Consider the following 22,612-nt stretch of genomic DNA (forward strand, 5'->3'; position numbering starts at 1 on the left):
CCGGGCCCTCCGGCCCGCGTGCGGGTCAGTCCGCCACGGCGACCGCGGCGGCGAACTGGCTGGCGTACAGCCGCGCGTACGCGCCGCCGGCGGCCAGCAGCTCGTCGTGCGAGCCCTGCTCCACGATCGAGCCGTGCTCCATCACCAGGATCACGTCGGCGTCGCGGATGGTCGACAGCCGGTGCGCGATGACGAACGACGTCCGCCCGGACCGCAGCGCGTTCATCGCCTGCTGCACCAGCACCTCGGTGCGGGTGTCGACCGACGAGGTGGCCTCGTCCAGCACCAGGATCGCCGGGTCGGCCAGGAACGCCCGGGCGATGGTGAGCAGCTGCTTCTCGCCCGCCGACAGGTTCGCGGCCTCGTCGTCCACCACGGTGTCGTACCCGTCGGGCAGCGCCCGGACGAACTGGTCGACGTGCGTGGCGACGGCGGCCTCGACCAGGCGCGCCTCGTCGACGTGCTCGACCCCGTAGGCGATGTTGTCGCGGATCGTGCCGCCGAACAGCCAGGTGTCCTGCAGCACCATGCCGACCCGCGAGCGCAGGTCGTCCCGGGTCAGCTCGCGCGCGTCCAGGCCGTCGAGCGTGATCCGCCCGCCGTCGATCTCGTAGAACCGCATCAGCAGGTTGACGAGCGTGGTCTTGCCGGCGCCGGTCGGCCCGACGATCGCGACCGTCTGCCCCGGCTCCGCGACCAGCGACAGGCCGTCGATCAGCGGCTGGTCCCCGACGTACCGGAACGACACGTCCTCGAACACCACCCGGCCCTCGACGCGGGCCGGCAGCCGGGCGGGCCGGGCCGGGTCGGGCTCCTGCTCCGGGGAGTCGAGCAGCTCGAAGACGCGCTCGGCCGACGCGACGCCGGACTGCAGCAGGTTCATCATCGACGCGATCTGCGTGATGGGCTGCGTGAACTGCCGGGAGTACTGGATGAAGGCCTGCACGTCGCCGAGCGTCAGCGTCCCCGACGCCACCCGCAGCCCGCCGACCACCGCGACCACCACGTAGTTGAGGTTCGCGATGAACCCCATCGCCGGCTGGATGATCCCGGAGATGAACTGCGCCTTGAACGACGCCGCGTACAGCTCGTCGTTCTGGTCGTGGAACTGGCGGACCGCCTGCTCCTGCCGGCCGAACACCTTCACCAGGGCGTGCCCGGTGTACATCTCCTCGATGTGGGCGTTCAGCGAGCCGGTCCACCGCCACTGCGCCACGAACTGCGGCTGGGACCGCTTGGCGATCATCGCCGTGACGACGACGGACAGCGGGACGGTGACCAGCGCGACGACCGCCAGGAGCGGCGAGATCCAGAACATCATCCCGAGCACCCCGACCACGGTCAGCACGGCCGTGATCAGCTGCGACAGCGTCTGCTGCAGCGTCTGCGCCACGTTGTCGATGTCGTTGGTGACGCGGCTCAGCACCTCGCCCCGCGGCTGGCCGTCGAAGTACTTCAGCGGGAGGCGCGCGAGCTTGGCCTCGACCTCGCCCCGGAGCCGGTGGACGACCCGCTGCACGACGCCGGTGGTGATCAGGCCCTGCAGCCAGCTGAAGAGCGCGGACACCACGTAGATGGCGACGACGGCGAGCAGCAGCTCCCGCAGCCGGGAGAAGTCGACCCCCTGCCCCGGGACGACGTCCATGCCGCCGAGCATGTCGGCGAGGCGGTCCTGGCCGTCGGCCCGGAGCCCCTCGACCGCCTGCTCGCGGGTGACGCCCGCCGGCAGCTGCCCGCCGACGACGCCGTCAAAGATCACGTTCGTCGCGTCGCCGAGCACCTTCGGGCCGGTGACCGCGAGCGCGACCGACGCGGTGCCCAGCAGCACCACCGCGGCCAGCCGCCACCGCTCCGGGCGCAGCACGGTCAGCAGGCGCCGGCCGGACTCCCGGAAGTCCAGCGACTTCTCGCCGGGCATGCCCATGCCGCCCATCGGGCCGCCCATGCCGCCGGCGCGAGGACGCCGGACCGGGGCCGGTGCTGCGGGGGCCTTCTCCTGCGCGCTCACGCCGCCTCCTCCACGCTGATCTGGGACAGCACGATCTCCTGGTAGGTCCGGCAGGTCGCCATCAGCTCCGCGTGCGTGCCGGTGCCGACCACCCGCCCCTCGTCGAGCACGACGATCCGGTCGGCGTCCCGGATGGTGGCCACGCGCTGGGCCACCACGACGACCGCCGACCGCCGGGTCTCCGGCACCAGCGCGGCCCGGAGCGCGGCGTCGGTCGCGAAGTCGAGGGCCGAGAAGGAGTCGTCGAAGAGGTAGATCGCCGGCTTGCGGACCAGCGCCCGCGCGATCGCCAGCCGCTGGCGCTGACCGCCGGACACGTTGGTGCCGCCCTGCGCGATGGGGGCGTCGAGCCCCTCGGGCATCTCCTCGACGAAGGACCGCGCCTGCGCGACCTCGAGCGCGTGCCAGAGCTCCTCGTCGGTGGCGTCCGGGTCGCCGTACCGGAGGTTGGACGCCACCGTCCCGCTGAACAGGTAGGGCCGCTGCGGCACCAGCCCGACCAGCCTCCACAGGTCCTGCGGCGCCAGGTCGCGGACGTCGACCCCGTCCACCGTCACGGTGCCCGCGGTCGCGTCGAACAGCCGCGGCACCAGGCTGATCAGCGTGGTCTTGCCGGACCCCGTCGAGCCGATCACGGCCGTCGTCCGCCCGGGCTCGGCCACCAGGTCGACGCCGTGCAGCACGGGCCGCTCCGCACCCGGGTAGCGCATCTCGACGTCCCGGAGCTCGAGCCGGCCGCGCGGCTGCGGCAGCCGGACGGGCTCGGCGGGCGGGACGACGGAGCTCTCGGTGTCCAGCACCGCGGTGATGCGCTCGGCCGAGACCACGGCCCGCGGGACCATCACGAACATCATCGTCGACATCATGACGGCCATCAGGATGTACATGATGTAGCTGAGGAACGCCGTGAGGGCGCCGATCTGCATCTCCCCCGCGTCGATCCGGCCCGCGCCGAGCCACAGCACGCCGACGCTCGTCACGTTCATGATCAGCATGACGACCGGGAACATCAGCGACATCAGCCGGCCGACCCGCAGCGAGGTGTCGAACAGCGCGTCGTTGGCCCGGCCGAACCGCTCGGCCTCGCGGCGCTCGCGCACGAACGCGCGGATGACGCGCAGGCCGGTGATCTGCTCGCGCATCACGCGGTTGATCGCGTCGATCCGCGCCTGCATCGTCCGGAAGTACGGCACCATCTTGCGCACGATCAGGCCGACGACGACCCCGAGCGCGGGGACGGCGACGACCAGCAGCCCGGACAGCGCGACGTCCTCCTGCAGCGCGAGCACCACGCCGCCGACCAGCATGATCGGCGCCATCACCATGACGGTGAAGGTCAGCAGCACGACCATCTGCACCTGCTGGACGTCGTTGGTGGTGCGGGTGATCAGGGACGGCGCGCCGAACTGCCCGACCTCCCGGGCCGAGAACTCCTGCACGTGCGTGAACAGCGCGCCGCGCAGGTCCCGCCCGAACGACATCGCGACCCGCGCGCCGAAGTAGACCGCGAGGACGGCGCACGCCACCTGCAGCAGGCTGATGCCCAGCATGAGCAGGCCGATCCGCAGGATGTAGCCGGTGTCGCCCACGGCGACGCCCTTGTCGATGATGTCGGCGTTGAGGCTGGGCAGGTAGAGGGTCGCGATGGTCTGCGCGACCTGGAGCAGCAGCACGAAGCCGACCTGCGCGCGGTAGGGCCGCAGCAGGTCGCGGAGCAGGCGGAGCAGCATGGGTCTCCCGGAGAGAGGCGAGGGTGCCGGGGCGGGCGGGTGCGGCGTCCGGAGGGAAGGACGTCGGGAGGTCAGGGGCGGGCGACCCCGTGCAGCAGGACCTCGACGAGGTCCTCGACCGGGATCTGCTCCTCGTCGGGCAGGACCGGCGGGCCCTGCCCCATCAGCGTGGCGAGCAGCAGGTGCGCGAGCCGCTCCGGCTCGACGCGCAGCTCGGCGCGGTGGGGCTCGAGGCGACGGGCGACCGCCGCGCGGACCTCGGTCATGGCGCGGAGCCGCGCGTCACGGCCGTGCGGCGCGTGCAGGCGGTGCTGCGCGTCGCCGGGCTGCTCGTCCGCGCGCGGCGCGTGCCCCGGCACCGGGCGGCCGAACACGTCGGCGCCCCGCGCGGCCCGGACGGCCGCAGCACGCCGGCCCTCCTCCGTCGCGAGCATCGCGTGCACGGCCAGCATGACGCGGCGCACCCGGCGGCCACCCGCGGCGATCAGCTGCGCGACCTGGACCAGCTCGGCCGCCAGGTCGGCGGCGACGGGGAGCTCGTCCAGCTCGGTGACCCGGGACGTCGGGTCGAGCGCCCGCTCCGCGGCGGCGGTCAGCAGCTCGACCTTGTCGTCGAACGCGCGGAACAGCGTGCCCTCGGCGACCCCCGCGGCGAGCGCGATCTGCCGCGTGGAGACCTGCGACCCGTGCTGCTCAAGCAGCGGCACCGTGGCGTGCGCGATGGACGCGCGCCGCTCGTCGCGGCTCATCGGGCGTGCGCGCCCGGACCTGGCCTCGTCCACGCCGGCGATCCTAAGTGAGTGAGCGCTCACTCGTCCACTCCCGGGTGCGGTGCGCGCCGAAGGTGCAGAAACCCCCGGGCGACCGGGCGATATCGCCGCAGTTTGTGCACCCTCACCGGCCGCCCGGGCACGGACTCGGGCGGCGGCCCGGGCACGGGCACAGGCACGGGCACGGACTCGGGCGTGGGCCCGGCTCGCGCACGACGACGCCCGCCGCACCGGGAGGGTGCGACGGGCGTCGTCGTGGTCGGGGCCCGCGGGTCCGCGCCGGCCGGGTCAGCGCGCGGGCGGTGCGTCGTCCTGCGGAGGTGCGTCGTCCTGCGGCGGCGCTGCGGGCGCCGGCGGCACCGGAGGAACCGGCGGCTGGGTGCGCCGGGGGGTACCGGGCTGCGGGCGCTGCCCGGCCTCGGCGACCGGGTCGAACGGCCGGCCGCTGAACGTCCCCGCGCTGGTCGCGTCCGCCGTCGCGGCCTCGGACTCGCGACGGGCCTCGGCGAGCGCCTCCTTCGGGTCGGTGAGGGCGATCGGCGGGAGGTCGTCGGCGCTCAGCGGCGAGGACCCCGCGGGCCGGCTCGGCGCCGCGTCACCCGCACCCGCGCCGGGGAACCCGCCCGCGAAGCCCTGCACGAACTGGCCGAGCGCGCCGGTCAGCTCGGACGGCACGATCCACACCTTGTTCGCGGGCGTCGCGGCGAGCTTCGGCAGCGCCTGCAGGTACTGGTAGGCCAGCAGCTTGGGGTCGGCGTCGCCGCGGTGGACGGCGTCGAACACCTGGAGGATGGCCCGCGACTCGCCCTCGGCGGTGAGGATGGCCGCCTGGGCCGCGCCCTCGGCCCGGAGGATCGCCGCCTGCTTCTCGCCCTCGGCGGTGAGGATCTGCGACTGCTTGACGCCCTCGGCCGTGAGGATCGCGGCGCGGCGGTCGCGCTCGGCGCGCATCTGCTGCTCCATCGCGCCCTGCACGGACTGCGGCGGGTCGATGCTCTTGAGCTCCACGCGGTTGACGCGGATGCCCCACTTCCCGGTCGCCTCGTCGAGGACGCCGCGGAGCTGGCCGTTGATCTGGTCGCGGCTGGTCAGCGTCTGCTCGAGGTCCATCGAGCCGATGACGTTGCGGAGCGTCGTGACGGTGAGCTGCTCGATGCCGGTGATGTAGTTGGCGATCTCGTAGACCGCCGACTTGGGCTCCGTCACCTGGAAGTAGATGACGGTGTCGATGCTCACCACGAGGTTGTCCGACGTGATGACGGGCTGCGGCGGGAACGAGACCACCTGCTCGCGCAGGTCGACGCCGGCGCGGACCCGGTCCACGAACGGCACGATCAGGTGCAGCCCGGCGTCCAGCGTGCGGTGGTACCGGCCGAGGCGCTCCACCAGCAGCGCGACGGTCTGCGGCACGATCCGCACCGCCCGCGCCAGGGTCACCACGACGAAGATCACGAGGATGGCGAGGAACACCCATCCCACGATGGTGCCGACGTTCGGGTCGTCCACTGCGTCTCCTCCCTGCTCGGCCCGGGTCGGGCCGACGTGCTGCGACGGCGACCGGTCGGCCGCCGTCGTCCGTCAGATGGGGGCGGGCGCGCCGGGCACGCCGGGCGCACCGGTGCCGGGAGCCGCGGGGCGGTCGGCCGCGGCGACCACGGCGGTGGCGCCGTCGATCCGCGCGACGCGCACCTCGGCGCCCGCGGGGAACGTCGCGCCGTCGTCGGCGGTCCGGGCGGACCAGACCTCGCCGGCCAGCTTCACGCGGCCGCCCACGACGTCCGTGGGGGCGACGACGACGGCGACCCGGCCGACCAGCGCGGCCGAGTTGGTCTCGACCAGCTCGCCGCGGCTGCGCAGCCGGCGCAGCAGGAACGGGCGCAGCGCGAACAGCAGCAGCAGCGCGGTCGCCGCGGCGACGACGATCTGCACCGCGAGCGGGGCGTCGAGCGCGGCGGCGACGGTTCCCGCGAGGGCACCGCCGGCGAGCATGAGGAAGATGAGGTCGAGCGTGAACATCTCGGCCACGCCGAGCAGCAGCGCGCCGCCCAGCCACCAGAGCCAGTCCATGTCGGCCCCTCCCGGTCAGGGCGCCCGGCAGGCGGGCGCCGTCGTCCGCGGCGGCCGCGAGAACGACCGCGCACGACCGATCCTAGACGATCTCTTGACCGATCCCAGGCCGAACGGGGGTGCCGGTGGTCATGACCGGCCGCGCGCCGTCCAGCGGTCGTCCGTCTTGTCGACCTGCAGCGGCGTGCCGAACGCGGCGCTGAGGTTGTCCGAGGTCAGCACCTCGTCGACGGGCCCGGCGGCGTGCACCCTGCCGTCCGCGAGCAGCAGCAGGTGCGTGAAGCCCGGCGGGATCTCCTCGACGTGGTGGGTCACGAGCACCAGCACGGGCGAGCGGCGGTCGGCCGCCAGCTCCGACAGCGCGGCGACCAGCTCCTCGCGCCCGCCCAGGTCCAGGCCGGCCGCCGGCTCGTCGAGCAGCAGCAGCTCGGGGTCGCTCATCAGCGCCCGGGCGATCTGCACGCGCTTGCGCTCGCCCTCGCTGAGGGTGCCGTACCGGCGGTCGGCGAACCGGGCGACGCCGAAGGCGGTCATCAGGTCGGTGGCGCGGGACTCGTCGACCGACTCGTAGGCCTCGCGCCAGCGGCCGGTGACGCCGTAGGCGGCGGTGAGCACCACGTCGCGCACCACCTCGCCCGCGGGGATCCGGTCGGCGAGCGCCGCGCTCGCCAGGCCGATCCGCGGGCGGAGCTCGAAGACGTCGACCCGCCCCAGCCGCGAGCCCAGCAGGTCGGCCGTGCCGGACGTCGGGTGCATGCGGCCGGACGCCACCTGGAGCACCGTGGTCTTGCCCGCGCCGTTGCGGCCGAGCACCACCCAGCGCTCGCCCTCGCGGACCGTCCAGGACAGCCCGTCGAGGATCGTCGTGGTGCCGCGGCGGATGGTCACGTCCTGCAGGTGGAGCACGTCGGTCATGGACACCAGACCCTAGCCGTCCGGAGCGACGGGGACGTGGACGTACGTTGGTGGCGTGGACCGCACTCCCCTCGCCCTCCCGCGCTCCGTGCTGCTGGCCCTCTGGCTCGCCGACACCGGCGCGGGCCCGGACCCCGTCCGGCGCACCCTGACCGCCGTCCAGGGCGACGACGAGCCGCACCGGGTCGTCGTCCCCGGGGCCCGGGTGCCCGGGCTCGCCGACGGGTCCGCCACCCTCGCCGACCTCGTCGCCGCCTGGGCGAGCGGCCCGCGCACCGTCGCGGCCGTGCTGCCGGCGCCCGGGGACCCGGCCGGCGCCCCGGCCGTCGTCGCCGGCGCCGCGCAGTCCGCCGGCGAGGCCGTCCTGGTCAGCACCGCCGACGGCGACTACGCGGCCGTCCCCGAGGTCGAGCAGTTCGGCAGCGCCCTCGAGGCGGGGTACCTCGTGACCTGGCGGGTGCACGCCGTGCCGGCGTGGCGGCAGGCGCTGGTCGGGCACGTCGGCACGCTGCCCGAGGCCGAGCGCGAGCTCGCCACCGCGCTGACCCGGGCCACCGAGGCGCTCACCTCGCTCGACGTCGCGCGCTGGCGCCCGGACGCGGCCGAGCAGATCGCCGCGCTGCGCTCGACACCCGACGCCCGCGGGGTGCTGCCCCCCGGGCTGGAACCACGGCGGGTCCGGGTGATCGGGAGCGCGCTGCGGCTGCGCGCCATCGTGGACCTCGCGACGTCCGACGACGGCGCGGCGGTGAACCTGTGGCAGGCGGACCAGCGGTCGACCGCGCTGCGGGACGTCGACCGGGCGGCTCGCCGCGCGCTGGCCGTGGCCACGCACCCCGGCGCCGACGCCCCGGACCCCCGCCGGGCCTGACCGGCTCGACACGCACCCGGACGGGCCCGGGCGCGTGTCGAGCCGGTCAGCGCAGCACGGAGCGGTACACCTCGAGCGTGCGGTCGGCGATGGCGTCCCAGGAGAAGTGCTCCTCGACCCGCGTGCGGGACGCCACGCCCCAGGCGCGTGCCCGGTCGGTGTCGGAGACGGCCTCGGCGAGGGCGGCACCCAGGTCGGCGACGAACGCGTCGGGGTCGACCGGCGTGCCGGTGCCGTCCTGCACCTGCTCGATGGGCACCAGCCAGCCCGTGGTGCCGGCGTCGACGACCTCGGGGATGCCGCCGGTGGCCGTGCCGACCACGGGCAGCCCGACCGCCATCGCCTCGAGGTTCACGATGCCCAGCGGCTCGTAGACCGACGGGCAGGCGAACACCGTGCCGGTGGCGAGCACCGACACGAGCTCCTCGCGCGGCAGCATCCGGTCGATCCACACGACGCCGTCCCGCCGGGCGCGCAGCTGCTCGACCAGGCCCGTGACCTCGGCCAGGATCTCGGGGGTGTCCGGGGCGCCCGCGCACAGCACCAGCTGCACCTCGGCCGGCAGCGTCTCCGCGGCGCGGAGGAGGTACGGCAGGCCCTTCTGCCGGGTGATCCGCCCGACGAACACCACCGCCGGCCGGTCCGGGTCGATGCCGTTGGCGACGGCGACGGCACGCGCGGCGGACCACTCGTCGTCGGTCTCGGGGCGGCGCCAGCCCGACAGGTCGATGCCGTTGTGCACGACGTGCACGCGCTCAGGGTCGATCGCCGGGTAGGACCGCAGGATGTCGGCGCGCATCCCGGCGCTGACCGCGATCACCGCCGCGGCCGACTCGAACGCCGTGCGCTCCGCCCACGAGGACAGGGCGTACCCGCCGCCGAGCTGCTCGGCCTTCCACGGCCGCAGCGGCTCCAGGCTGTGCGCGGACACCACGTGCGGGACGCCGTGCAGCAGCCCGGCCAGGTGGCCCGCGAGGTTCGCGTACCAGGTGTGCGAGTGCACCAGGTCGGCCGGCGGGCCCTCGCCCCGCCCGACGCCGTCCACGATCGCGAGGTCCACGCCGAAGGTGGCCAGCGCGGGGTTGGCCTCGGCCAGCGCGCCGGGGACGTCGTAGCCCGTGACGCCGGGCTGGTCGCGCTCGTCGCGGGGTCCGTCGAAGCAGTGCACCCGCACGTCGACGCTGCGCCGCAGCACGGCGGCGAGCTCCGCGACGTGCACGCCGGCACCGCCGTAGACGTGCGGCGGGTACTCCCGGGTCAGCAGGTCGACTCTCACCTGCGACACGCTAGCGCGGAACCTCGAGTTCGCCTCGCCGTGAACCGGGTCGGGGCACTACGGTCGGGGCATGGCAGCGCCGCGCATCCTGGCAATCGTCCTCGCAGGTGGAGAGGGGAAGCGGCTCATGCCGCTCACCGCCGCCCGCGCCAAGCCGGCCGTGCCGTTCGGGGGCATCTACCGCCTCGTCGACTTCGCCCTGTCGAACCTCGTCAACTCGCGGTACCTGCACATCGTCGTGCTGACCCAGTACAAGTCGCACAGCCTCGACCGGCACGTCTCGAAGACCTGGCGCATGTCCACCCTGCTGGGCAACTACGTCTCCCCCGTCCCCGCGCAGCAGCGGGTCGGCAAGCACTGGTACCTCGGCAGCGCCGACGCGATCTACCAGTGCCTCAACATCCTCGACGACGAGCGGCCCGACATCGTGGTGGTGGTCGGCGCCGACCACGTGTACCGCATGGACTTCTCGCAGATGGTCGACCAGCACATCGCCACCGGTGCCGAGATGACCGTCGCCGGCATCCGGCAGCCCATCGGCATGGCCGACCAGTTCGGCGTCATCGAGACCGATCCCGACGACCAGACCAAGATCACCGCGTTCCGCGAGAAGCCGTCCGACCCGATCGGGCTCCCGGACTCCCCGCAGGAGATCCTCGCGTCGATGGGCAACTACGTCGTCAACACCGACGCCCTGATCCGCGCCGTCACCGAGGACGCCGAGAACCCCACGTCCCGGCACGACATGGGCGGCGACCTGGTGCCCGCGTTCGTCGAGCGCGGGACCGCCGCGGTCTACGACTTCATCCACAACGACGTGCCCGGCTCGACCGACCGCGACCGCCAGTACTGGCGGGACGTCGGGACGCTCGACTCGTACTACGACGCCAACCAGGACCTCATCTCCATCGAGCCGGTCTTCAACCTGTACAACGACGAGTGGCCCGTCTACACCGGCTACACCGGGCTCCCGCCCGCGAAGTTCGTGCACGCCGGCGCCGGCCGCCTCGGCCACGCCGCCGACTCGATCGTCTCCCCCGGCGTCATCGTCTCCGGGGCGACGGTGTCGGGCTCGGTGCTGTCACCCGGAACCTACCTGCACTCGTGGGCGCAGGTCACGGACTCGGTGCTGATGGACGGCGTCATCGTGAACCGGTACGCGCAGGTGCACCGGGCGATCCTCGACAAGAACGTCGTGGTGCAGGAGCGGGCGCGCGTGGGCATCGACCGCGAGCAGGACCTGGCGCGCGGGTTCACCGTCACGGAGTCGGGCATCACCGTCGTGCCGAAGGGCGCGGTCGTCGAGCTCTGAGCGCGGCCGTCGCCGCGCACGCCGGGCGTCCCGTGCGCCGCGTCCCGTCCGTGGACGCGGCGCACGGCCTCGTCCGCCGCGTCGGTAGCCTGCTCGGGTGAGCCAGCCCCGTGCGCCCCGCCTCGTCGTCATGGACGTCGACTCGACGCTGATCACCCAGGAGGTGGTCGAGCTGCTGGCCGGCCACGCCGGGTCGCGCGCCGAGGTCGCCGCGATCACCGAGCGGGCCATGCGGGGGGAGCTCGACTTCACGGAGTCGCTGCGCGCCCGGGTCGCCACGCTCGCGGGCCTGCCGGTGTCGGTGTTCGACGACGTGCTGGCGGAGGTGGTCGTCACCCCGGGCGCCGTCGAGCTGCTCGCGGAGCTCGACCGGCGCGGCTGGCCGGTCGGGCTCGTGTCGGGCGGGTTCGAGGAGGTCGTGGCCCCGCTGGCCGCGCGCCTCGGCATCACGCGTTTCCGCGCCAACGCCCTGGAGGTCGAGCACGGTGCGCTGACCGGGCGGGTCGCCGGCGAGGTCGTCGATCGGGCGGTCAAGGCACGCACCCTGCGGGAGTACGCCGCGGCGGCGGGCGTCCCGATGGAGCGCACCGTGGCGATCGGCGACGGAGCGAACGACCTCGACATGATCGGCGCCGCCGGGTACGGCATCGCCTTCAACGCCAAGCCGGTGGTCTGCGAGCACGCCGACGCGGTCGTCCGCGACCGCCTCGACGACGTCCTCGCCCTGCCCCCGTTCGCCTGACCTGCCGCTGCGCGGGTCGCGAGGTCGTCACTCCGTGTCGAGGTCGTCAGTCCTGCGGGACGACCTCGACATCGTGTGACGACCTCGGCGCAGCAGGCGTGGAGGCGGGCGCGGAGCGGCCCCGGGTCAGGCCGGTGTGACGACGCGCAGGAGGCGGGCCGAGTCGGGCTCGAGCTGCGACCAGGGGGTCGGGACCTCCAGCACGCTGTACGCGGCCGTGGGCACGCCGACCCGGACGCGGGCGACCGCGGCGTCGTCCGAGCCGGGGCCGGCGAGCGCCGCGGCGGTCTGGGAGACGGTGGGCTCGTGGCCGACGACGAGCACGGTGCCGGCGGACTCGTCGACCTCCCGCAGCAGCGCCAGCAGCGACCGCACCCCGGCGTCGTAGAGCGCGTCGCTGACCCGGGCGACCTCGGGCGGCAGGTCGAGCCCGGCGCGCACGCGGTCCCACGTCTGCCGGGTGCGCACGGCCGAGGACACCAGCACCAGGTCCGGCTGCACGCCCGCGGCACGCAGGCCCACGCCGACCTCGGTCGCCTGGGTGCGGCCGGCCAGGGCGAGCGGGCGCATCGCGTCGTCGAGGGAGGCCGGGTGCTCCGCCTTGGCGTGGCGGAGCAGGACGAGCTGGTGCGCGGGACCGTGGATCACGCGCACCAGCGTCGCACGGCTACTGGCCCATGGCGTGCACGCCGCCGTCGACGTGCACCATCTCCCCCGTGGTCTTGGGGAACCAGTCGGACAGCAGGGCGGCGACGGCGCGGGCGGTGGGCTCCGGGTCGTGCACGTCCCAGCCGAGGGGCGCGCGGCCGTCCCAGCCGCCCTCCATCGACTCGAAGCCGGGGATGGACTTCGCGGCCGTGGTGCGGATCGGGCCGGCGGAGACCACGTTGACGCGGATGCCCGACGGGCCGAGGTCGCGGGCCAGGTAGCGGGAGGTCGACTCGAAGGCGGCCTTCGCGACGCCCATCCAGTCGTAGACGGGCCAGGCGAACCGGGCGTCGAACGTGAGCCCGACGATGGAGCCGCCGCTGGTGAGCAGCGGCCGGGTCGCCGTGGCGAGCGACTTCAGCGAGAACGCGGAGACCTCGAGGGCCGTCGCGACGTCCGCCCACTCGGCCGCGAGGAAGTTGCCGCCCATGACGGACTGCGGCGCGAAGCCGATCGAGTGCACGACGCCGTCGAGGTGGTCGACGTGCTCGCGGACGCGCTCGGGCAGCGCGGCGAGGTCCTCGTTGTCGGTGACGTCGAGCTGCACGACCGGCGCCTCCTTCGGCAGCCGGCGGGCGATCGCCTGCGTCAGGCGGAACTGGCGCCCGAACGAGCTCAGCACGACCTCGGCGCCCTCCTCCTGCGCGAGGCGCGCCACGTGGAACGCGATCGAGCCGTCGGTGAGGACGCCGGTGACGAGGAGCTTCTTGCCGTCGAGGAGACCCATGGTGGTTCCGATCTGTGCGAGGTGCTGAGAGGAGGAGGTCGGTGCTGCAGGTGCCGTCGGCCGTCAGTGGCCCATGCCGAGGCCGCCGTCGACGGGCAGCACGGCGCCGGAGATGTAGCCGGCGGCCGGCGAGGCGAGGAACTCGACGGCGGCGGCGATCTCGTCGACCCCGCCGAACCGGCCCGCCGGGATCGAGGACAGGTAGGCGTCCTGCCGGTCCTGCGGCAGCTCCGCGGTCATCGCGGTCTCGATGAAGCCCGGCGCGACGACGTTCGCGGTGATGCCGCGGCCGCCGAGCTCGCGGGTGATCGAGCGGGCCATGCCGACCAGGCCGGCCTTGGTGGCGGTGTAGTTGACCTGGCCGGCGTTGCCGTAGAGGCCGACGGTCGAGCCGATCATCACGATCCGGCCGCGGCGCAGCCGGATCATGCCCTTGGAGGCGCGGCGCACGCAGCGGAAGACGCCCGTGAGGTTCACGTCGACGACCTGCTCGAAGTCCTCGTCGGTCATCCGCATCAGCAGGCCGTCGCGCGTCATGCCGGCGTTGGCCACCAGGACCTCGACGGGGCCGTGCTGGGCCTCGACCTCGGCGAAGGCGGCGTCGACCGCGGCGGTGTCGGTCACGTCGCCGGTGACGGTCAGGACGCCGTCGGGCGCGCCGCCGCTGCGGGCCAGCGTGGCGACCTTGTCGCCGTTGGCGAGGAACCGCTCGGCGATCGCGCGGCCGATGCCGCGGTTGGCGCCCGTCACCAGCACGCTGCGCGGCTCCGGGCGGGGGGTCGTGGTCTGTGAGGTCTCGGACACGGAAGTCGACGCTAGCCGACGGCCGCCGGGCGGCGGTGCACCGGCGCGGCACAGGATGGCTGCCCCGGCTTGTCCGGTTCGCACAACGCCGGCCCGCGCGAGGCGCTCCCCGCTAGCCGTCCGTCGACGCCCCGACGCTACCGAGTGGATGGTTCCGACGGACACGCCGTCGGCGTGTCCGTCGGAACCGTCCACCCACGGGCACGGGAACCGGTCGCCCCCGCCGACGAGCACATCGCCCCGCGGCGCCTACGATCAGGTGTGAGCAGGAAGAGCCCGGACCCGGCGCAGAGCATCACGAGCGCGCCCGAGCCGCTCGCCGCCGACCAGGCGCGGCGTGCGCGGCGCTACCTGATCCAGATGGGCATCCGCGTCGTGTGCTTCCTGCTGGCCGCGCTGCTCTGGCAGCACGTGCCGCTGTGGGTCGGGCTGACGCTCATCGTCGGCGCGGTGGTCCTGCCGTACATCGCGGTGCTGTTCGCGAACGCTGGGCGCGAGCGGCAGTCCCTGGCGCCGCCGTACGCGGTGCTGCCGCCGGAGCTCGACGCCGCTCCCCCGGCCCGCCCGGACCTCACCCAGGACGCCCCCGGCCGGCCGAGCCCGACCGACGACCCGCCGACCGGAGGAACCCGATGACCGCCCCCACGCCCGACGCGGTGTCCGAGCTGGTGTGCAGCGCCCGGGGCTGCCGCGGCGACGCGACCTGGGGCGTGCTGTGGAACAACCCCCGGCTGCACACCCCGGAGCGCCGCAAGGTGTGGCTGGCGTGCGACGCGCACCGCGAGCACCTCGAGGAGTACCTGCGGGTGCGCGCGTTCTGGCAGGCCACGGTGCCCGTCGCCGACCTGCCGCGGACGGAGCTCGGGGAGCGCCCCGGCCTGCCCGGCCTCCCGGGGCTGCGATGACCCTGCGCGGCAACCCCGCCCTGCGCCGCGCCGTCGGCCTGGTCCTGCTGGGCCTGGCGATGGCGGTCGCGTGCGTGTACCTGGGGCGCTGGCAGTGGCACCGGCACGTGGCGCGCGACGCGGCGATCCAGCTGGTGAACCAGAACTACTCCGCCGACCCCGTCCCGCTGGCCGAGCTGCTGCCCGCGCCGGGCGCCGACCTCGACCCGGACGACGTCTGGCGGCAGGCCACGGTGACCGGCACCTACGACGCCGACGCCACGGTGCTGCTGCGCAACCGGCCGGTGGACAGCCAGCCGGGGTTCCACGTGCTGGTGCCGCTGCGGCTCGGCGACGGCACCGACAGCGCCGGCAGCGCCGTGCTGGTCGTCGACCGCGGCTGGGTGGCGTGGGACGACGACGCGAGCGGCGAGGTCTCCGTCCCGGCGCCGCCGGCCGGCGAGGTCACCGTCACGGTGCACCTGCGCCCGGACGAGCCCGCCAGCGAGCGCGGTGCCCCCGACGCCCAGGTGCAGGCGATCAACGTCGAGCAGGTCCTGGCCGCGGGCGGGGCCGACGAGGGAGTCGCGTCGTTCGGCGGCTACGGCGCCGCGGTGGACGAGGACCCCGCCGCGCCGACCGCGCTGGGCACCCTGCCGACGCCGAGCACCGACCCGGGTTCGCACCTGTCCTACGCGTTCCAGTGGTGGACGTTCGCGCTGGGCTCCGTCGCGGCGCTCACCTGGCTGGCGCGGCGCGAGCTGATCGAGGCCGTGCCGGCGGAGGGCGAGGCCGAGGGCACGGCCGGCGACCCGGCCCCGGCGACCGCGCGCGCGCCGCGGGCCCGCCGCCGCCCGTCCGACGAGGAGACCGAGGACGCCCTCATCGACTCCCAGACCGGCTGAGCGCTACCCGCCGGCGACCAGCCGCAGCCGGCAGGCCAGCTCGAGGGCGAACCGGGTGTCCGGGTCGTCCAGGTCCAGCCCGAGCGTCTTCTCGATGCGGCGCACCCGGTAGTTCACCGCGTTCGGGTGCAGGGTCAGCAGCGTCGCGGCCCGCGCGAGCGAGTTGCGGGTGCTGAGGTAGGCCAGCAGCGTCCGCACGGCGGTGTCGGCGGGCTCGGTGCCGAGCGCGTCGAGCGGGGCGAGCAGGTCGTCCAGCAGGGTGCGGCTCAGCGGCGACGCGTGGAAGTCCAGGAGCACCCGGCGCAGCCCGGTGACGTCGGTGACCTCGACGGCGCCGAGCCGGCCCGCGGCGACGGCGGAGTCGGCGGCGATCCGCGCCTCGCCCGCGGACTGCCGCAGCCCGGCGGCGCCGCTGAGCGGGGTGCCGAGGCCGACGGTGAACGTCCAGCCCTCCCCCGCGAGCGCCGGGCCGTCGGCGCGCAGCCGGTCGACGACCTCGCGGAGCCGGCGCTGGTGGTCGGGCGCGCCGAGCTCCTCCGAGGCGACGACGACCAGGTCGTCGTGGAACGTCGCGACGTGCCAGGTCTCGGCGCGCGCCTCGACCAGCTGCAGCGCCCGCAGCTCCAGCGCGGCGCCCAGGGACGCGGGCGCGCGGCGCAGCGGGTCCGGCCGCCACCGCGGCACGACCCAGGCGACGGCGTGCGACAGCCCGACCGGCAGGCCGGCCCGCGCCGCCTCGACGCCGATCGTGTCGATGCGCGCGTTGTCGGCGAGCAGCAGCTCGACCACGAGGTCGGCACGGGACCGCACGGGGCCGTACCGGTCCTGCGTCTCGCGCGCCACCGCCCGGGACAGCATCGCGGCGACGACGGGCACCGTGAGCGCCACCGCGGGGTCGGAGCGGTCCGCGACCAGGCGCCCGAGGGGCACCTCGCCGATGCAGACGGCGTCCGCGTCGGTCCACCGGACGCCCGGCGCCTCGTCGAGCAGCAGCCGCACCCCGAGCGCGGTGCCGGCCGCGTCGAGCACCGCCGCGCGGACGTCCGGCGGGTCGGTCGCCAGCACCCGGGCGACCGCCTCGACGGCGTGCTCGGCGCGCGCGAGGGAGCCCGCCGCCCCGCGGCGCACGAGGCGGTCGGTGAACACCGCGAGCGCGGTGGGGTCGGCGCTGGTGCCCAGCACCGGGAGGGCGCCGCGGGCCGCGAGCGTCCGGGCGGTCTCGGGCAGGGCGTCGAGCCCGGGCAGCACCAGGGCGGCGACCTCGGCCGCGATCGCCCGCCGGACGGCGATGTCGACCTGGTACGCCCGGACCGGCGCGCCCGCGTCGGTGCTGACGACGACCAGGTGGCCGGCGGACGCGCTGCCCAGGTCGTCGAGCCGCCGCGTCTCGACACCCAGGACGGGGACGCCCACCGGGTTCCCGGCGAGCAGGTCGACCCCGAACCCGTCGGACTGGGCGATCAGCTCGTCGAGCGCAACACGATCGACACGTGCCTGGGCTGCGGGCACAGTCCCTCCCCGATCTCTGGTCCGGCGGCACATTGTGGCACGTCAGGGCGATTTCTACTGTCGAGCCATGCCCCGCAGCACCCAGCCCCTGAGGCTCCTCGAACCCGACGACGTCGCGCCGCTCGCTGCCGGTGCGGCGGTGTTCGGCACCGGCGGCGGCGGCGCCGTGCACACGGTGCAGCTGTCCGTCCGCGCGGCCGTCGCCACCCACGGCCCCGTCCCCCTGGTGCGGGTCGCCGACCTGACGGAGGACGACGTCGTGATCAACATGTCCGCGATGGGTGCGCCGTCGGTGGGCATCGAGATGCTCGGCGCGGCCGCGCAGGCGCAGACGCTGGTCCGCGAGGTCGAGCAGCTGGTGGGCCGGCGCGTGACCACCCTGATGGCGGCCGAGATCGGCGGCAGCAACGGGGTCGCGCCGGTCGGCTGGGCCGCGGCCCTCGGGCTGCAGGTGCTGGACGCCGACGGGATGGGCCGGGCGTTCCCGCAAGCCACGATGATCGCGATGAACGTCGCCGGGCTGCCGAGCGAGTTCGCGGTGATGGCGGACGTGGTCGGCAACGTGACCGTCCTGCGCACGGTGGACATCGCCTGGCTGGAGCGGCACGCCCGCGCGTTCACGGTCGCGGCCGGCGGCATCGCGCTCGGCGCGCACTACCTGCTCACCCACGCCACCGCCCCGGGCGCCGTCATCGAGGGCACGGTGAGCCGCGCCGTCGAGGTCGGCCGTCGCCTGCTCGGCGCCGCGGACCCGGTCGCGGAGGTGGCGGACGAGCTCGGGGCGGACGTGCTGGTGGCCGGCAAGGTCGTCGACATCGACCGCCTCACCGACGGCGGCTTCACCCGCGGCTCCGTGACCGTGCAGGGCGTCGGCGACGACCGCGGACGGCTGCTCCGGGTCGAGATCCAGAACGAGAACCTGGTGGTCATCGAGGACGGCGCCGTGCTGGTGAGCGTCCCGGACCTGGTCACGATCGTCGACTCGGAGACGGGCGAGGCCATCTCCACCGAGATGCTGCGGTTCGGGCAGCGGGTCAGCGTGCTGGCCTGGGCGTGCGACCCGTTGTGGCGGACCCCGCGCGGCATCGAGCTGGCCGGGCCGCGGGCGTTCGGCTACGACCTGGACTACGTGCCGTTCGACGGCCGCCAGGTGGTGACGGCGTGACCGCCCCCGGCACGGTCACGGGCGACCTCTCCGTCGGCATCGACGTCGGCGGCACCAACACCGACGCCGTCGTCCTCGACGACGCCGGCACCGTGCTCGCCTGGACCAAGCAGGCCACGACCGACGACGTGACCGGCGGCGTCCGCGCGGCCCTGGCCGGCGTGCTGCGCGACCTCGGCCCGCGCCGCGCCGAGGTGTCCCGGGTGATGCTCGGCACCACGCACGCCACCAACGCCATCGTGCGGCGGCGCGACCTCGGCCGGGTCGCCGTCGTGCGGCTCGGTGCGCCCGCCACGACCGACTACCCCTCGCTGGCGGGCTGGCCGGCGGACCTGCGGGACACCGTCCTCGCGGGCGCGCTGCTGGCCGGCGGGGGTCACCTCCTGGACGGCTACCCGCTGTCCCCGCTCGACCCCGACGGCGTGCGCCGGTTCCTCGACGGGATCGCGGGCGGGTTCGACGCGGTCGCGGTGTGCGGCATCTTCAGCCCGTCGTTCCCCGAGCAGGAGCTCGAGATCGCGGCGCTGGTGGCCGACCACGTCGGGCCCGACGTCCCCGTCTCGCTCAGCCACGAGGTCGGCGAGCTCGGCCTGCTGGAGCGGGAGAACGCCACCGTGCTCAACGCCGCGCTGCACCGGGTGGCCGGCGAGGTCACCGACGCGCTGCTCGTCGCGGTCGCCGACGAGCAGCTGGACGCGGCGACGTTCTTCGCCCAGAACGACGGCACGCTGATGGCGGTCGAGTACGCCGCCCGGTACCCGGTGCTGACCATCGGCTCCGGCCCGGCCAACTCGATCCGCGGCGCGGCCCGGCTGTCCGGGGCGGACGCCGCGATCGTGGTCGACGTCGGCGGCACGACCAGCGACCTCGGCGTCCTCGTCGACCGGTTCCCGCGCGAGTCGACCCTCCCCCGTGAGATCGGCGGGGTGCGGACCAACTTCCGGATGCCCGACGTGCTCAGCCTCGCGCTGGGCGGCGGCACGGTCGTCGACCTGGCGCGGGGCGTGCCGCTCACCGACTCGGTCGGGCACCGGATCCGTACCGAGGGCCTGCTGTTCGGCGGTGGCACCGCGACGCTGACGGACGCGGCCGCCGTCGTCCGGCCCGGGACGGTCGAGGGCCGGGAGCTGCCCGCGCTCGACCGGAGCACCCGGGACGCGCTCGCCGCGGCGCTGGCGGCGGCGCACGACCGGATCGAGTCCGCCGTCGAGCGGATGTCGCTCGGCCGCACGGACCTGCCGCTCGTCGTGGTCGGCGGCGGCGCGTTCCTGGTGCCCGACGTCGTCGCGGGCGCCGGCGAGGTGCTGCGGCCCGAGCGCGGCAACGTCGCGAACGCCGTCGGCGCGGCCATCGCCCTGGCCGGCGGTCGCGCGGACCAGCTGTGCGACCACGCCGACCGCGCCGAGGCCATCGCGGCCGCCGGCCGGCAGGCGGTCGAGCGCGCGATCCAGGCCGGCGCCGACCCGCGGACGGTCGAGGTCGTCGACGTGCTCGAGACCCCCGTCTCCTACGCCACCCGTCCCACGCTCAAGGTCGCGGTCAAGGCCGCCGGCCCGCTCGCCCGTCTCTCCTCCCCCCTGTCCGCCTGACCCGAAGGGCACGTCCATGACGAGCAGAACCCGGGGCGTCCTCGCCCCGACCGCGGCGCTGGCGACCGTCGTCGCGCTGGCCGCGTGCAGCGGCGGCACCACCGACGACGGCGCCACCGGCGAGTCCACCCCCGTCTCCGGCGGCACCTTCACCCTCGCGGTGAACGACGACCCCGGCAGCCTGTCGCCGCTCACCGGCGTCTCGCTGGTGCAGCGCGGGCTGGTGCCCTTCGGCTACGAGTCCCTGGCGTACATCACCGAGGACGGCGAGACGATCCCGTGGCTCGCGGAGAGCTGGGAGGAGACCGGCACCTCGATCACGTACACGCTCAAGGACGGCATCACCTGCGCGGACGGCACCCCGTTCACCGCCGAGACCGCGGCCGCCAACTTCGCGTACCAGGCGGACGCCGCGAACGGCACGTTCTGGTTCGGGTCGAACGTGACGGCGGACATGACCGCCACGGCCGACGGCAGCACGCTGACCATCACCTCGGCCACCCCCAACCCGTTCCTGGCCCAGACCACCGGCGCCGTCGAGATGGTGTGCCAGGCCGGCCTCGACGACCCGGCGACGCTGACCGACGCCACCAACGGCACCGCGCTCTACGCCCTGTCCGACCTCCAGGCCGGGTCGACGTACACCTACAGCAAGCGTGACGGCTACACCTGGGGCCCCGACGGCGTCACCAGCGACACGGCCGGCCTGCCCGACGACATCGTCGCCCGCGTCATCACCGACGAGGCCACCGCCGCCAACCTGCTGCTCTCCGGGGAGCTGAACGCCGCCTCGGTGATCGGCGCGGACCGCACCCGCATCGAGGCCGCTGGCCTGGAGTCGGTCGGCGTGCTGAACCCGATCGGCCAGATGCTGTTCAACGAGCGCGCCGACCGGCCGACGTCCGACGAGCGGGTCCGGCGGGCCCTCTCGCTCGCGCTGGACCGCGAGACCGTCGGCGAGCTGGTCACCGACGGGCACTACCAGGAGTCGGTGTCGCTGGTGAACAAGACGCCGCTCACCTGCGTCGCCGACGGGCCGCTCTGGGAGCTGCCGGAGACCGACGTCGAGGAGGCCGCCGCGCTGCTCGACGAGGCCGGCTACCCCGAGGGTGCCGACGGCGCGCGCGACCTGACGATCCGGTTCATCTACGACGCCGGCACGCCGTCGCACGGGGCCGCCGCGGAGGAGGTCCAGGCGGAGTGGGACGCCCTCGGGATCACCACCGAGCTGGTCGCCGAGGACTCGACCGGCTGGGCGACCGACCTCTACCAGACCTACGACTGGGACACCGGGTTCGTGCAGCTGGCGCCGGGGAGCCCCGTCGTGCTGAGCCTGTTCTTCCTCGGCGCGCACAGCGAGGAGGGCGGCTACAACTTCATGGCCGTCGACAACCCCGCCTACGACGCGCTGGCCGAGCAGGCGCTGGTCGCGCCCGACGCCGGCACGGCCTGCGGGCTCTGGCTCCAGGCCGAGAAGGAGCTGATCGACCGGGTCGACACCGTGCCCGTCGCCGACACGGTCTCCCCGACCTACCTCAGCGGCGTGACGCTGGAGATGCCGGGCAGCATCATGCCGACCACGGTGCGGATGCAGGGCTGAGGCATGACGATCCCCCCGGTCACCGCCGTCGCCACCCCGCCCCTCCCCGCGGTCCGGGGGGACCGTCCCCGGCTGCTCGCCGACCACCCGCGGCTCGCCTTCGTCCTGGCGCGGCTGGCCCGCGCGCTGGTCTCGCTGGTGATCGTCCTGCTCGCGTCGTTCTTCCTGGTGCACCTGGTGCCGGGCGACCCGGTCCGCGCCGCGCTGGGCCCCACGGTCTCCCCGGAGACCGTGGAGGCGCTGCGCCTGCAGCTCGGCCTGGACCGGCCGCTCGGCGAGCAGCTCCGGTCGTACGTCGGCGGCCTGCTCACCGGCGACCTCGGGACGTCGGTGACCTCGCAGCGACCCGTCGTGACGATCCTCGGCGAGCGGCTGCCGGCGACCCTGGTCCTGGCCGGGCTGTCGTTCGTGGTCGCGGCGGTCGGGGCCTTCCCCGTGGGGGTGGCGACCGCGGTGTCCGCCCGCGGCGGCCGGCACCGGACGCTGGACCTGGCGGTGTCGGCCGTCCTCGGCGTGCTGGTCGCGGTGCCCGGCTTCCTGCTGGCGGTGCTGCTCGTCTCCTGGTTCGGCGTCTCGCTCGGGGTGCTGCCGCCGGCCGGGTGGGGCACGCCGCAGCACGTGGTGCTCCCGGTGGCCGCCCTGGCCGCGGGCCCGCTCGCCTACCTGGCCCGGATCGTGCACGTGGAGATGCTCCGGGTGCTCGACGAGCCGTACCTGACCACGGCCCGCAGCAAGCGGCTGCCGGCGCGGGTGCTCTACCTGCGGCACGCGCTGCCGAACATCGTCGGCGCCGCCCTGACCGCCGGCGGGGTCGTCCTGGTCGGCCTGGTCGCCGGCACGGTGCTGGTGGAGACGGTGTTCGTCGTCCCCGGCATCGGCTCGACGATCGTGTCCTCGATCAGCGCGAAGGACTACCCGCTGATCCAGGGCCTCGTGCTGGTCTACGCCGTCCTGGTGCTGGCGGCGAACCTCCTGGTCGACCTGGCGCTCGCCACGCTCGACCCCCGTTCGACGATCGCGGAGGCCTGAC

At 74.8% G+C, this 22,612-nt stretch carries 21 protein-coding genes; 10 read left to right on the top strand and 11 right to left on the bottom strand.

What is annotated here, in order from left to right; translation table 11 throughout:
• Window positions 1-25: 25 nt before the first annotated feature.
• The 6 genes from ACWPWW_RS03570 to ACWPWW_RS03595 all read right to left on the bottom strand — a co-directional run bounded on the left by ACWPWW_RS03570 (window position 26) and on the right by ACWPWW_RS03595 (window position 7,490).
• On the bottom strand, window positions 26-1,945 hold the full coding sequence (locus ACWPWW_RS03570; RefSeq protein ID WP_454050388.1) for an ABC transporter ATP-binding protein: 1,920 nt from the start codon (window positions 1,943-1,945) through the stop codon (window positions 26-28).
• Between the two features lie 59 nt (window positions 1,946-2,004).
• Window positions 2,005-3,738, bottom strand: a complete 1,734-nt coding sequence (locus ACWPWW_RS03575; RefSeq protein WP_454048970.1) for an ABC transporter ATP-binding protein — start codon at window positions 3,736-3,738, stop codon at window positions 2,005-2,007.
• 71 nt (window positions 3,739-3,809) lie between these two features.
• Window positions 3,810-4,520, bottom strand: coding sequence for a TetR/AcrR family transcriptional regulator (locus tag ACWPWW_RS03580; protein WP_454048971.1), 711 nt, complete (start codon window positions 4,518-4,520; stop codon window positions 3,810-3,812).
• Between the two features lie 276 nt (window positions 4,521-4,796).
• Complete coding sequence (locus ACWPWW_RS03585) at window positions 4,797-6,014, bottom strand: SPFH domain-containing protein (protein WP_454048972.1); 1,218 nt, start codon at window positions 6,012-6,014, stop codon at window positions 4,797-4,799.
• Window positions 6,015-6,086: 72 nt separating this feature from the next.
• The gene (locus ACWPWW_RS03590; RefSeq protein ID WP_454048973.1) at window positions 6,087-6,575 is read right to left on the bottom strand and encodes an NfeD family protein; all 489 of its coding nucleotides are present in this window, start codon (window positions 6,573-6,575) and stop codon (window positions 6,087-6,089) included.
• Between the two features lie 129 nt (window positions 6,576-6,704).
• Entirely contained in the window at window positions 6,705-7,490 is a 786-nt protein-coding gene (locus ACWPWW_RS03595) for an ABC transporter ATP-binding protein (protein WP_454048974.1), read from the bottom strand.
• Window positions 7,491-7,545: 55 nt separating this feature from the next.
• Here ACWPWW_RS03595 and ACWPWW_RS03600 point away from each other — a divergent pair, with 55 nt between their 5' ends.
• On the top strand, window positions 7,546-8,361 hold the full coding sequence (locus ACWPWW_RS03600) for a hypothetical protein (protein WP_454048975.1): 816 nt from the start codon (window positions 7,546-7,548) through the stop codon (window positions 8,359-8,361).
• 46 nt (window positions 8,362-8,407) lie between these two features.
• Here the strand turns inward: ACWPWW_RS03600 and glgA are convergent, their stop codons facing one another.
• The gene (gene glgA, locus ACWPWW_RS03605; RefSeq protein ID WP_454048976.1) at window positions 8,408-9,637 is read right to left on the bottom strand and encodes a glycogen synthase; all 1,230 of its coding nucleotides are present in this window, start codon (window positions 9,635-9,637) and stop codon (window positions 8,408-8,410) included.
• A 70-nt stretch (window positions 9,638-9,707) separates the two neighbouring features.
• On the opposite strand from glgA, the gene glgC reads away from it, so the two are divergent.
• On the top strand, window positions 9,708-10,949 hold the full coding sequence (glgC, locus tag ACWPWW_RS03610) for a glucose-1-phosphate adenylyltransferase (protein ID WP_454048977.1): 1,242 nt from the start codon (window positions 9,708-9,710) through the stop codon (window positions 10,947-10,949).
• Between the two features lie 97 nt (window positions 10,950-11,046).
• Entirely contained in the window at window positions 11,047-11,691 is a 645-nt protein-coding gene (gene serB, locus ACWPWW_RS03615; protein ID WP_454048978.1) for a phosphoserine phosphatase SerB, read from the top strand.
• Window positions 11,692-11,817: 126 nt separating this feature from the next.
• Here serB and ACWPWW_RS03620 read toward each other — a convergent pair whose 3' ends face one another.
• The 3 genes from ACWPWW_RS03620 to fabG all read right to left on the bottom strand — a co-directional run bounded on the left by ACWPWW_RS03620 (window position 11,818) and on the right by fabG (window position 13,930).
• Window positions 11,818-12,339: a SixA phosphatase family protein gene (locus ACWPWW_RS03620; protein WP_454048979.1), complete on the bottom strand. Its 522-nt coding sequence runs from the start codon at window positions 12,337-12,339 to the stop codon at window positions 11,818-11,820.
• 19 nt (window positions 12,340-12,358) lie between these two features.
• Entirely contained in the window at window positions 12,359-13,126 is a 768-nt protein-coding gene (fabI, locus tag ACWPWW_RS03625) for an enoyl-ACP reductase FabI (RefSeq protein ID WP_454048980.1), read from the bottom strand.
• Between the two features lie 63 nt (window positions 13,127-13,189).
• Window positions 13,190-13,930, bottom strand: a complete 741-nt coding sequence (gene fabG / locus ACWPWW_RS03630) for a 3-oxoacyl-ACP reductase FabG (protein WP_454048981.1) — start codon at window positions 13,928-13,930, stop codon at window positions 13,190-13,192.
• A 261-nt stretch (window positions 13,931-14,191) separates the two neighbouring features.
• On the opposite strand from fabG, the gene ACWPWW_RS03635 reads away from it, so the two are divergent.
• From ACWPWW_RS03635 to ACWPWW_RS03645, 3 genes are read left to right on the top strand one after another with little or no spacing between them, the layout of a single operon-like run.
• Window positions 14,192-14,566 carry a DUF3099 domain-containing protein gene (locus ACWPWW_RS03635; RefSeq protein WP_454048982.1) on the top strand — a complete coding sequence of 125 codons (375 nt, stop codon included), beginning with the start codon at window positions 14,192-14,194 and terminating at the stop codon, window positions 14,564-14,566.
• On the top strand, window positions 14,563-14,835 hold the full coding sequence (locus tag ACWPWW_RS03640; protein WP_454048983.1) for a hypothetical protein: 273 nt from the start codon (window positions 14,563-14,565) through the stop codon (window positions 14,833-14,835). The genes ACWPWW_RS03635 and ACWPWW_RS03640 overlap by 4 nt, the downstream gene beginning before the upstream one ends.
• Window positions 14,832-15,719 (top strand): SURF1 family cytochrome oxidase biogenesis protein, encoded by an 888-nt coding sequence (locus ACWPWW_RS03645; RefSeq protein WP_454048984.1) that lies wholly within the window; start codon window positions 14,832-14,834, stop codon window positions 15,717-15,719. The genes ACWPWW_RS03640 and ACWPWW_RS03645 overlap by 4 nt, the downstream gene beginning before the upstream one ends.
• Before the next feature lie 3 nt (window positions 15,720-15,722).
• Here the strand turns inward: ACWPWW_RS03645 and ACWPWW_RS03650 are convergent, their stop codons facing one another.
• Entirely contained in the window at window positions 15,723-17,228 is a 1,506-nt protein-coding gene (locus ACWPWW_RS03650) for a PucR family transcriptional regulator (protein WP_454048985.1), read from the bottom strand.
• Between the two features lie 67 nt (window positions 17,229-17,295).
• Between ACWPWW_RS03650 and ACWPWW_RS03655 the strand changes: the two genes are divergently transcribed.
• Genes ACWPWW_RS03655 through ACWPWW_RS03670 form a run of 4 tightly spaced genes read left to right on the top strand, consistent with a single transcriptional unit; the run spans window position 17,296 to window position 22,611 of the window.
• Window positions 17,296-18,393: a DUF917 domain-containing protein gene (locus ACWPWW_RS03655; RefSeq protein WP_454048986.1), complete on the top strand. Its 1,098-nt coding sequence runs from the start codon at window positions 17,296-17,298 to the stop codon at window positions 18,391-18,393.
• A complete protein-coding gene (locus tag ACWPWW_RS03660) occupies window positions 18,390-19,982 on the top strand; it encodes a hydantoinase/oxoprolinase N-terminal domain-containing protein (protein WP_454048987.1) in 1,593 nt (530 codons plus the stop codon). The genes ACWPWW_RS03655 and ACWPWW_RS03660 overlap by 4 nt, the downstream gene beginning before the upstream one ends.
• 16 nt (window positions 19,983-19,998) lie before the next feature.
• Window positions 19,999-21,582, top strand: coding sequence for an ABC transporter substrate-binding protein (locus ACWPWW_RS03665; RefSeq protein ID WP_454048988.1), 1,584 nt, complete (start codon window positions 19,999-20,001; stop codon window positions 21,580-21,582).
• A gap of 3 nt (window positions 21,583-21,585) precedes the next feature.
• Window positions 21,586-22,611 carry an ABC transporter permease gene (locus ACWPWW_RS03670; protein ID WP_454048989.1) on the top strand — a complete coding sequence of 342 codons (1,026 nt, stop codon included), beginning with the start codon at window positions 21,586-21,588 and terminating at the stop codon, window positions 22,609-22,611.
• The last annotated feature ends 1 nt before the right edge of the window (window position 22,612 follow it).

This window comes from Cellulomonas sp. Marseille-Q8402 (assembly GCF_965119525.1).